At 61.1% G+C, this 9,740-nt stretch carries 10 protein-coding genes; 8 read left to right on the top strand and 2 right to left on the bottom strand.

What is annotated here, in order from left to right; translation table 11 throughout:
- From ACIF4X_RS15985 to ACIF4X_RS15970, 4 genes are all read left to right on the top strand, one after another.
- On the top strand, positions 1 to 186 hold a 186-nt coding region (locus ACIF4X_RS15985), incomplete at its 5' end, for an ArsC/Spx/MgsR family protein (RefSeq protein WP_397482876.1).
- Between the two features lie 33 nt (positions 187 to 219).
- Positions 220 to 1,254, top strand: a complete 1,035-nt coding sequence (dapD, locus tag ACIF4X_RS15980; RefSeq protein WP_122591337.1) for a 2,3,4,5-tetrahydropyridine-2,6-dicarboxylate N-succinyltransferase — start codon at positions 220 to 222, stop codon at positions 1,252 to 1,254.
- A 150-nt stretch (positions 1,255 to 1,404) separates the two neighbouring features.
- Positions 1,405 to 2,610 (top strand): aminotransferase class V-fold PLP-dependent enzyme, encoded by a 1,206-nt coding sequence (locus ACIF4X_RS15975; protein WP_397482875.1) that lies wholly within the window; start codon positions 1,405 to 1,407, stop codon positions 2,608 to 2,610.
- Positions 2,607 to 3,011 carry a SufE family protein gene (locus ACIF4X_RS15970; protein WP_397482874.1) on the top strand — a complete coding sequence of 135 codons (405 nt, stop codon included), beginning with the start codon at positions 2,607 to 2,609 and terminating at the stop codon, positions 3,009 to 3,011. Before ACIF4X_RS15975 ends, ACIF4X_RS15970 begins: the two co-directional genes overlap by 4 nt.
- Positions 3,012 to 3,130: 119 nt before the next feature.
- Here ACIF4X_RS15970 and tcdA read toward each other — a convergent pair whose 3' ends face one another.
- Positions 3,131 to 3,949 (bottom strand): tRNA cyclic N6-threonylcarbamoyladenosine(37) synthase TcdA, encoded by an 819-nt coding sequence (gene tcdA, locus ACIF4X_RS15965; RefSeq protein ID WP_397482873.1) that lies wholly within the window; start codon positions 3,947 to 3,949, stop codon positions 3,131 to 3,133.
- A 214-nt stretch (positions 3,950 to 4,163) separates the two neighbouring features.
- Here tcdA and ACIF4X_RS15960 point away from each other — a divergent pair, with 214 nt between their 5' ends.
- The 4 genes from ACIF4X_RS15960 (at position 4,164) to ACIF4X_RS15945 (ending at position 9,369) form a co-directional block, all read left to right on the top strand.
- Positions 4,164 to 6,752, top strand: a complete 2,589-nt coding sequence (locus tag ACIF4X_RS15960) for a glycosyltransferase (RefSeq protein WP_397482872.1) — start codon at positions 4,164 to 4,166, stop codon at positions 6,750 to 6,752.
- A gap of 203 nt (positions 6,753 to 6,955) precedes the next feature.
- A complete protein-coding gene (gene dapE / locus ACIF4X_RS15955) occupies positions 6,956 to 8,107 on the top strand; it encodes a succinyl-diaminopimelate desuccinylase (RefSeq protein ID WP_397482871.1) in 1,152 nt (383 codons plus the stop codon).
- Positions 8,107 to 8,916: a putative RNA methyltransferase gene (locus ACIF4X_RS15950; RefSeq protein WP_397482870.1), complete on the top strand. Its 810-nt coding sequence runs from the start codon at positions 8,107 to 8,109 to the stop codon at positions 8,914 to 8,916. Before dapE ends, ACIF4X_RS15950 begins: the two co-directional genes overlap by 1 nt.
- A 75-nt stretch (positions 8,917 to 8,991) precedes the next feature.
- A complete protein-coding gene (locus ACIF4X_RS15945) occupies positions 8,992 to 9,369 on the top strand; it encodes a hypothetical protein (RefSeq protein ID WP_016985110.1) in 378 nt (125 codons plus the stop codon).
- Positions 9,370 to 9,460: 91 nt separating this feature from the next.
- Here ACIF4X_RS15945 and ACIF4X_RS15940 read toward each other — a convergent pair whose 3' ends face one another.
- Complete coding sequence (locus ACIF4X_RS15940) at positions 9,461 to 9,670, bottom strand: cold-shock protein (RefSeq protein ID WP_053117589.1); 210 nt, start codon at positions 9,668 to 9,670, stop codon at positions 9,461 to 9,463.
- Positions 9,671 to 9,740 lie beyond the last annotated feature (70 nt).

The raw sequence follows: 9,740 nt of genomic DNA, 5'->3' as shown, positions 1-9,740 counted from the left end.
GTGGAAACGGTGAAGGGTTACGCCAAGCATGAGGAGGAAACCCTGACGGCAGTGATCGAGGCCCGGTCGAAAGCCATCGAACTGATGCTCGCTCAACCCTCGATGATCAAGCGCCCGGTGCTCGATCTCGGTGACCGAACCCTGATTGGCTTCAAGCCAGATATCTACGCGGCCGCTCTGAAGTAAGCAGCCCGTCACTCTTTGTAGAGGTGTATTCACATGTCCAATTCCCTGTTCAGCATCGCCTTTGGTGTCGGCACTCAGAACCGTCAAGGCGCGTGGCTGGAAGTGTTCTACGCACAGCCACTGCTCAACCCGTCGGCCGAGCTGGTCGCTGCCGTTGCGCCGATCCTCGGTTACACCGAAGGCAACCAGGCCATCACTTTCACCACCGCCCAGGCTGCGCAACTGGCTGAAGCCGTGAAAGGCATCGACGCCGTACAAGGCAAGCTGCTGACCCGTCTGGCCGAAAGCCACAAGCCGTTGGTTGCCACCCTGTTGGCCGAAGACGCTCAGCTGACTTCGACACCTGAGGCTTACCTCAAGCTGCACCTGCTGTCGCACCGTCTGGTCAAGCCACACGGCGTGAGCCTGGCCGGGATCTTCCCGCTGCTGCCAAACGTCGCGTGGACCAGCCAGGGTGCAATCGACCTGAGCGAACTGGCGGAAATGCAACTGGAAGCCCGTCTGCGTGGCGATCTGCTGGAAGTGTTCTCGGTGGACAAATTCCCGAAAATGACCGACTACGTGGTTCCGGCCGGCGTGCGTATCGCTGATGCGGCACGTCTGCGTCTGGGCGCTTACGTGGGCGAAGGCACCACCGTGATGCACGAAGGTTTCATCAACTTCAACGCCGGCACCGAAGGCCCTGGCATGATCGAAGGCCGCGTATCGGCTGGCGTGTTCGTTGGCAAGGGTTCGGACCTGGGCGGCGGTTGCTCGACCATGGGCACCCTGTCGGGCGGCGGCAACATCGTGATCAAGGTTGGCGAAGGCTGCCTGATCGGCGCCAACGCCGGTATCGGCATTCCATTGGGCGACCGCAACACTGTCGAGTCGGGCCTGTACGTGACCGCCGGCACCAAGGTGGCACTGCTCGACGAAAACAACAATCTGGTCAAGGTTGTGAAGGCGCGTGAGCTGGCCGGTCAGACTGACCTGCTGTTCCGTCGCAATTCGGAAACCGGCGCTGTGGAATGCAAAACCCACAAATCGGCGATCGAACTGAACGAAGCGCTGCACGCTCACAACTAAGCAGCCATACGATTCCCTTGTGGGAGTGAGCTTGCTCGCGAAGGCGTCCGGTCAGTCAACAACAGTGCTGAATGACACGACGCTTTTCGCGAGCAAGCTCGCTCCCACAAGGTTCGGTGTATACCCGCCCAAGTTCACAGGGCTGAACAGATGATGATTCCCTCCCCGTGGCGTGCCGACTTCCCGGCCATCGCCGCGCTGCAACGGCAAGACCAGACCTATCTGGACAACGCCGCCACCACGCAAAAACCCCAGGCCCTGCTCGACGCGCTGACGCATTACTACGCCAACGGCGCGGCCAATGTGCACCGTGCGCAACACCTGCCCGGCGCTCACGCGACGCAGGGGTTCGAAGACAGTCGGCTGAAGGTCGCCCAGTGGCTGAATGCCGGTGACAACGGACAAATCATCTTCACCCACGGCGCCACCAGTGCGCTGAATCTCCTGGCCTATGGCCTCGAACATCTTTTCCACCCGGGCGATGAAATTGTCATCAGCGCCCTGGAGCATCACGCCAACCTGCTGCCATGGCAGCAACTGGCGCAACGGCGCAACCTGAAACTGGTGATCCTGCCGCTGGATGCTGACGGTCTGATCGACCTTGGTGCCGCCGTACATTTGATCGGTCCGCGCACGCGGTTGCTCGCGGTCAGTCAGCTTTCCAACGTGCTGGGTTCGTGGCAGCCGTTGCCGGCGTTGCTGGGCATGGCCAAGGCGCAGAATGCGCTGACCGTGGTCGATGGCGCGCAAGGTGTGGTTCACGGCCGGCATGACGTGCAGGCGCTGGGTTGCGACTTTTATGTGTTTTCCAGCCACAAGCTGTATGGCCCGGATGGCCTCGGTGTGCTGTTTGGCCGCAACGCTGCGCTTGAGCAATTGAAGCCATGGCAATTCGGCGGCGAAATGGTCCTGGAAGCCAACTATCACGACGCGCGTTTCCGCCCTGCTCCGCTGGGTTTCGAGGCGGGTACGCCGCCGATTGCCAGTGTGATCGGCCTGGGCGCAACCCTCGACTATCTGGCCGGGCTGGATCAGGACGCGGTGTCTGCCCACGAAGCGGCGCTGCATGATTATCTGCTGCAAGGCCTCGCCGCACGTAACGGCATTCGTCTGCTCGGCAAGCCGCAACTGGCGCTGGCGAGTTTTGTCGTCGAGGGCGTGCACAACGCCGATTTGGCGCATCTGCTGACCGAGCAGGGTATTGCCGTGCGCGCCGGGCATCATTGCGCGATGCCGCTGTTGAAGAGCTTTGAACTGGCCGGGGCGATTCGTGTGTCGCTGGCGCTGTACAACGACTCTGAGGATCTGGAACGGTTCTTTGAAGCACTGGATCAGGCGCTGGAGTTGCTGCGATGAGCTTGCCGGTCGAAGCGGCTGATGCCCTACAGACTTTTCAGAATGCAGCGGGCTGGGAACAGCGGGCACGGTTGTTGATGCAGTTTGGTGATCGTCTGCCGCCGCTGAGTGACGCCGACAAGCGCGACGCCAATCGGGTGCATGGCTGTGAGAGTCAGGTGTGGCTGGTTGGGGCGTTGCGTGACGGTCATTGGCAGTTCAGCGCCAGCAGCGATGCGCGGATGATTCGCGGGTTGGTGGCGTTGTTGCTGTTGCGGGTTAATGGTTTGTCGGCGGCGCAGTTGCAGCAAATTGATTTGCCGGACTGGTTCAGTCAGCTCGGCCTTTCGCGCCAACTATCGCCGTCGCGCAGTAATGGCCTCAATGCTGTGCTCAAACGGATGAATGAGTTGGCTCGCTGACTGATCGTTCCCACGCTCTGCGTGGGAATGCCTCAACGGACGCTCCGCGTTCGGCTCTGGATGGGACGCGTAGCGTCCCGGGCTGCATTCCCACGCGGAGCGTGGGAACGATCAACCGGTCAGGCGTCAGATTTGACCCGCTCCGCCGGGCGCCGAACACCGGCCACAATCTTGTCCACAGCCTTGGTCGCAGCCACCATCCCGAACGTCGCCGTGACCATCATCACCGCACCAAATCCGCCGGCACAGTCCAGTTTCACCCCGTCACCGACAAAACTCTTCTGCAAACAAATGCTGCCATCCGGTTTCGGATAACGCAGTTGCTCCGTGGAAAACACACACGGCACGCTGTAATGGCGGGTTACAGTGCGCGAAAAACCATAATCGCGACGCAACGTCGAGCGCACTTTCGAGGCCAACGGGTCATTGAAGGTGCGGTTGAGATCGCACACCTGAATCAGCGTCGGATCGATCTGCCCGCCCGCGCCACCTGTGGTGATGATCTGGATCTTGCGGCGCTTGCACCAGGCGATCAGCGCCGCCTTGGCGTTGACCGCGTCGATGCAGTCGATCACGCAATCAATGTTCGGCGTGATGTATTCGGCCATGGTCTCGCGGGTGACGAAGTCTGCCACCGCGTGCACGGTGCAATCCGGGTTGATCCCGCGCAGGCGCTCGGCCATCACCTCGACCTTGGGTTTGCCGACGGTGCTGTCCAGCGCGTGCAACTGGCGGTTGGCGTTACTGACGCAGACGTCATCGAGGTCGAACAGCGATATCTCGCCGACGCCACAGCGGGCCATGGCTTCCGCCGCCCAGGAACCGACGCCACCGACGCCGACGATCGCCACATGGGCCGCGCGCAAACGCGCCAGGCCTTCGATGCCATACAAACGGGCGATGCCTGCAAACCGCGGATCTTCTGTACTCATGACCATTACCCCAAAAACCGGCGCGCATTATAGGGCTACACAGCGACAAGTTTTAAGCTTCGAGCTACAAGTGTAAGAACTTAAGTCAAAGTCGGCTGCCCAATGTCGGGCATTTCCCTGTCTGATGTACGACTTGCGAACTGCCGGTGTAGGATGCGCGCCCCTCGGGCGTCTAGCCGACCGATCCTTCGTTCCACAGCCTTTGGAACCCGAAATAGCTATGTCATCGCGTAAATTTGGACTCAACCTGGTGGTGGTTCTGGCAATCGCCGCCCTGTTCACCGGTTTCTGGGCGCTGATCAATCGCCCGGTTTCCGCGCCGAACTGGCCGGAGCAGATCTCCGGTTTCTCCTATTCGCCGTTCCAGCAGGGACAATATCCGCAAAAAGATCAGTACCCGACTGACGACGAGATGCGTCGCGATCTGGAGATCATGAGCAAGCTGACGGACAACATCCGCATCTACTCGGTCGACGGTTCGCTGCAAGACATCCCGAAACTGGCTGAAGAATTCGGCCTGCGCGTGACACTGGGGATCTGGATCAGCCCGGACCAGGAACGCAACGAACGGGAAATCACCCGCGCCATCGAACTGGCCAACACTTCGCGCAGTGTGGTGCGCGTGGTGGTCGGTAACGAAGCGATTTTCCGCAAGGAAATCACCGCCCAAGAGCTGAGCGTGCTGCTCGATCGCGTGCGCGCGGCGGTGAAAGTGCCGGTGACCACGTCCGAGCAATGGCACGTCTGGGAGGAACACCCGGAGCTGGCCAAGCATGTTGACCTGATCGCCGCCCACGTTCTGCCGTACTGGGAATTCATCCCGGTGGACAAGGCCGGCCAATTCGTCTTCGACCGCGCTCGCGACCTGAAAAAACTGTTCCCGAAAAAACCGCTGCTGCTCTCCGAGGTCGGCTGGCCGAGCAACGGCCGCATGCGCGGTGGCGCCGATGCGTCGCCGGCAGATCAGGCGATCTACCTGCGTAACCTGGTCAACAAGCTCAACCGCCAGGGCTTCAACTACTTCGTGATCGAAGCGTTCGACCAGCCGTGGAAGGCCAGCGACGAAGGTTCGGTCGGCGCCTATTGGGGCGTGTTCAACGCTGCGCGGCAGCAGAAATTCAACTTCGAAGGCCCGGTGGTCGCGATCCCGCAATGGCGCGTGCTGGCGATCGGTTCGGTGGTGCTGGCGCTGTTGTCGCTGACCTTGCTGATGATCGACGGTTCGGCCCTGCGTCAGCGTGGGCGGATCTTCCTGACCTTTATCGCCTTCCTTTGCGGTTCGGTGCTGGTGTGGATCGGCTACGACTACAGCCTGCAATACAGCACGTGGTTCAGTTTGACCGTAGGGTTCCTGTTGGCGCTCGGTGCGCTCGGGGTGTTTATCGTGTTGCTGACCGAAGCGCATGAATTGGCCGAGGCGGTGTGGATTCACAAGCGTCGGCGTGAGTTCCTGCCGGTCGAGGGTGACTCTAGCTACCGCCCGAAAGTCTCGATCCACGTGCCGTGCTACAACGAGCCGCCGGAGATGGTCAAACAGACCCTCGACGCCCTCGCCGCCCTCGATTACCCGGACTACGAAGTCCTGATCATCGACAACAACACCAAGGACCCGGCGGTCTGGGAACCGGTGCGCGACTACTGTGAAACCCTCGGCCCGCGCTTCAAGTTCTTCCACGTCTCGCCCTTGGCCGGGTTCAAGGGTGGCGCGCTGAACTACCTGATTCCGCACACCGCCAAGGATGCCGAAGTGATCGCTGTGATCGACTCCGATTACTGCGTGCACCCGAACTGGCTCAAGCACATGGTGCCGCACTTCGCCGACCCGAAAATCGCCGTAGTGCAGTCGCCGCAGGATTACCGCGACCAGAACGAAAGCACCTTCAAGAAGCTCTGCTACGCCGAATACAAAGGCTTCTTCCACATCGGCATGGTCACCCGTAACGACCGTGACGCGATCATTCAGCACGGCACCATGACCATGACCCGTCGCTCGGTGCTGGAAGAGTTGGGCTGGGCTGACTGGTGCATCTGTGAAGACGCCGAACTCGGTCTGCGCGTGTTCGAAAAAGGCCTGTCGGCGGCGTATTACCACGACAGCTACGGCAAGGGTCTGATGCCGGATACGTTTATCGACTTCAAGAAGCAGCGTTTCCGTTGGGCATACGGCGCGATCCAGATCATCAAGCGCCACACCGGCAGCCTGTTGCGCGGCAAAGACACTGAGCTGACCCGTGGCCAGCGCTACCACTTCCTCGCGGGCTGGTTGCCGTGGGTCGCGGACGGCATGAACATCTTCTTCACCGTCGGCGCGCTGTTGTGGTCGGCGGCGATGATCATCGTGCCGCAACGGGTCGATCCGCCGCTGCTGATCTTCGCGATCCCGCCACTGGCGCTGTTCGTGTTCAAGGTCGGCAAGATCATCTTCCTCTACCGTCGCGCGGTCGGCGTGAACCTGAAAGATGCATTCTGCGCGGCGTTGGCCGGGCTGGCGTTGTCGCACACCATCGCCAAAGCGGTGCTGTACGGCTTCTTCACCAGCAGCATTCCGTTCTTTCGCACGCCGAAAAACGCTGACAACCATGGCTTCTGGGTGGCGATTTCCGAGGCACGGGAAGAGCTGTTCATCATGCTGCTGTTGTGGGGCGCGGCGCTGGGGATCTTCCTGGTCAACGGCATGCCGAGCAACGACATGCGTTTCTGGGTGGTGATGTTGCTGGTGCAGTCGCTGCCGTATCTGGCCGCGCTGATCATGGCGTTCCTGTCGTCGCTGCCCAAACCGGCGGCGGCGCCTGAGCCGGCAGCAGCATAATCGGTAACGGATAACGTCAAACGGCGGCCTTCGGGCCGCCGTTTTGCTTTAGAATGACCGCCTTTTTCAATGCCAACAAACTCGGTAGGAGCTGCCGAAGGCTGCGATCTTTTGATCTTGCTGTTGATTTTAAAAAACAAAATCAAAAGATCGCAGCCTGCGGCAGCTCCTACAGGTTTACCGTGCGCACCCGGAGTTATTACATGACGGCCCACGCCGACCTTTCGCCGACCCTCCAACTCGCCATCGACCTGATCCGCCGCCCGTCCGTGACGCCGGTCGACGCCGATTGCCAGAAGCAGATGATGCAGCGCCTGGGCGATGCCGGTTTCAGCCTCGAGCCGATGCGTATCGAAGATGTGGATAACTTCTGGGCGACCCACGGCACCAACGACGGCCCGGTGCTGTGCTTCGCCGGTCACACCGACGTGGTGCCAACCGGCCCGGTCACCGCATGGCAGATCGACCCGTTCAACGCGCTGATCGATGAACACGGCATGCTCTGCGGCCGTGGCGCGGCGGACATGAAAGGCAGCCTGGCGTCGATGACCGTCGCCGCCGAGCGCTTCGTCGCCGATTACCCGAACCACAAAGGCAAGGTCGCGTTCCTGATCACCAGTGACGAAGAAGGCCCGGCGCACCACGGCACCAAGGCTGTGGTCGAGCGTTTGGCGGCGCGTAACGAGCGTCTGGACTGGTGCATCGTCGGCGAACCATCGAGCACCACTTTGGTTGGCGACGTGGTGAAGAACGGCCGTCGCGGCTCGCTGGGCGCCAAGCTCACGGTCAAAGGTATTCAGGGTCACGTCGCTTACCCGCATCTGGCGAAGAACCCGATCCACCTCGCCGCTCCAGCGCTGGCCGAACTGGCCGCCGAGCATTGGGATCACGGCAACGATTTCTTCCCGCCGACCAGTTTCCAGATCTCCAACGTCAACTCCGGCACCGGCGCGACCAACGTGATCCCGGGCGATCTGGTGGCGGTGTTCAACTTCCGTTTCTCCACCGAATCGACCGTCGAAGGCCTGCAGAAGCGCGTCGCCGATATTCTCGACAAACACGATCTGGACTGGCACATCGACTGGGCGCTGTCCGGCCTGCCATTCCTTACCGAGCCGGGCGCGCTGCTCGACGCGGTGTCGGCAAGCATCAAGGCCATCACCGGTCGCGAGACCAAGGCGTCCACCAGCGGCGGGACCTCCGACGGCCGCTTCATCGCGACCATGGGCACGCAAGTGGTTGAACTGGGCCCGGTCAACGCGACCATCCACCAGGTCAACGAACGCGTACTGGCCGCCGATCTCGATGTGCTGACCGAGATCTACTACCAGACCCTGATCAAGTTGCTCGCCTGATGCTCGCTTGCCCCATCTGCAGTGAACCGCTGAATGCGGTCGACAACGGCGTGGTCTGCCCCGCCGGCCACCGCTTCGACCGTGCGCGGCAGGGTTACCTGAACCTGCTGCCGGTGCAGCACAAAAACAGCCGTGATCCTGGCGATAACCAAGCCATGGTCGAGGCGCGCCGCGACTTTTTGAACGCTGGCCATTACGCGCCGGTGGCCAAGCGTCTGGCCGAGCTGGCGGCGAGTTATGCGCCGGGCCGCTGGGTCGACATCGGTTGTGGCGAGGGTTATTACACCGCACAAATCGCCGAGGCCTTGCCGAACGCGGATGGCTACGCGCTGGACATCTCCCGCGAGGCGGTCAAACGCGCCTGCAAACGCAATCCGGCGATTAGCTGGTTGATCGCCAGCATGGCCCGCGTGCCGTTGGCGTCGGGCAGTTGCCAGTTTCTCGCCAGTGTTTTCAGCCCACTGGACTGGGAAGAAGCCAAGCGTCTGCTCAGTGTCGGCGGCGGTCTGATGAAAGTCGGCCCGACCAGCGGCCATCTGATGGAACTGCGCGAACGCCTGTACGACGAAGTGCGCGAATACACCGACGACAAGCACCTGGCCCTGGTGCCAGAAGGCATGGCGCTGGCGCACAGCGAAACCCTGGAATTCAAGCTGACGCTGGACAAGCCCGAGGATCGCGCCAACCTGTTGGCGATGACGCCCCACGGCTGGCGCGCCAGTGCCGAGCGTCGTGCGGCGGTGATCGAACAGGCCGAGCCGTTCGTGACCACCGTGTCGATGCGCTACGATTATTTCGTTCTTCAATAACTTTTGGTCTCGGGCAAACGCCCGGGGCCGGCTAAATCCGCGAATGGATTTTTCAGACCCGCAGTGAGGACATCCATGCGCCAACCGGATATCGAGATTTACCTGAAAGACGCCGACGTCGACCACAAGGCCATTTCCGCCTGGCTGGGCGCCGCGCTGGGCCCGTGCAGCGACTGGGTACAGAAAGGCCAGACCTACAAGTGCAAGGCCGGCAACGTGCCGGTGACCTGGCTGCCGAAAGCCGTGGGCAAGTGGAACAGCTTGTACCTGGAAAGCGATCAGACGCCATGGGACGACGACATCGCCTGCGCGCGTGCCGCGTTTGCCGCGCTGAACGTGGAAGTGCGTTGCGCGCCGGGCACCTGGGTCGAGGAAGAAGGTGAGGAGACGGCGGATCGCTGGATGCGCATCAGCGAAGACGGTGAAGAAGAGATCACCTGGAAAACCGCTTAAAAGCAAAAGATCGCAGCCTTCGGCAGCTCCTACAGGGTCATGTGTACACCTGTAGGAGCTGCCGAAGGCTGCGATCTTTTGATCTTCAAGGTTACAGGCCTACAACATCTTCCGCCTGCAAACCCTTCTCGCCGGTAATCACCGCGTACTCGACCTGCTGACCTTCAGCCAGCGACCGATGCCCTTCGCCGCGAATTGCACGGTAGTGCACGAACACGTCCACCCCGTCTTCGCGCTGGATAAAGCCGTAGCCCTTGGCGTCGTTGAACCACTTCACGTTGCCGGTTTCACGTGTTGCCATCTGTTCATACTCCTTTTTTATTATTGAACAGGCTTTTCGCAGGAAAGCCTTAGAGGAACATCAGCCTGCG

The organism is Pseudomonas sp. NPDC085632 (genome assembly GCF_044541255.1).
Lineage (GTDB): Bacteria > Pseudomonadota > Gammaproteobacteria > Pseudomonadales > Pseudomonadaceae > Aquipseudomonas.
Note: the sequence above shows the minus strand (reverse complement) of the source record. Positions and strands in the feature narration are given on the sequence as shown.

Excerpts from the sequence above, each read along its gene's own strand:
- dapD (WP_122591337.1), top strand. The coding sequence starts at position 220 with ATGTCCAATTCCCTGTTCAGCATCGCCTTTGGTGTCGGCACTCAGAAC.
- ACIF4X_RS15975 (WP_397482875.1), top strand. The coding sequence starts at position 1,405 with ATGATGATTCCCTCCCCGTGGCGTGCCGACTTCCCGGCCATCGCCGCG.
- ACIF4X_RS15970 (WP_397482874.1), top strand. The coding sequence starts at position 2,607 with ATGAGCTTGCCGGTCGAAGCGGCTGATGCCCTACAGACTTTTCAGAAT.
- tcdA (WP_397482873.1), bottom strand. The coding sequence starts at position 3,949 with ATGGTCATGAGTACAGAAGATCCGCGGTTTGCAGGCATCGCCCGTTTG.
- ACIF4X_RS15960 (WP_397482872.1), top strand. The coding sequence starts at position 4,164 with ATGTCATCGCGTAAATTTGGACTCAACCTGGTGGTGGTTCTGGCAATC.
- dapE (WP_397482871.1), top strand. The coding sequence starts at position 6,956 with ATGACGGCCCACGCCGACCTTTCGCCGACCCTCCAACTCGCCATCGAC.
- ACIF4X_RS15950 (WP_397482870.1), top strand. The coding sequence starts at position 8,107 with ATGCTCGCTTGCCCCATCTGCAGTGAACCGCTGAATGCGGTCGACAAC.
- ACIF4X_RS15945 (WP_016985110.1), top strand. The coding sequence starts at position 8,992 with ATGCGCCAACCGGATATCGAGATTTACCTGAAAGACGCCGACGTCGAC.
- ACIF4X_RS15940 (WP_053117589.1), bottom strand. The coding sequence starts at position 9,670 with ATGGCAACACGTGAAACCGGCAACGTGAAGTGGTTCAACGACGCCAAG.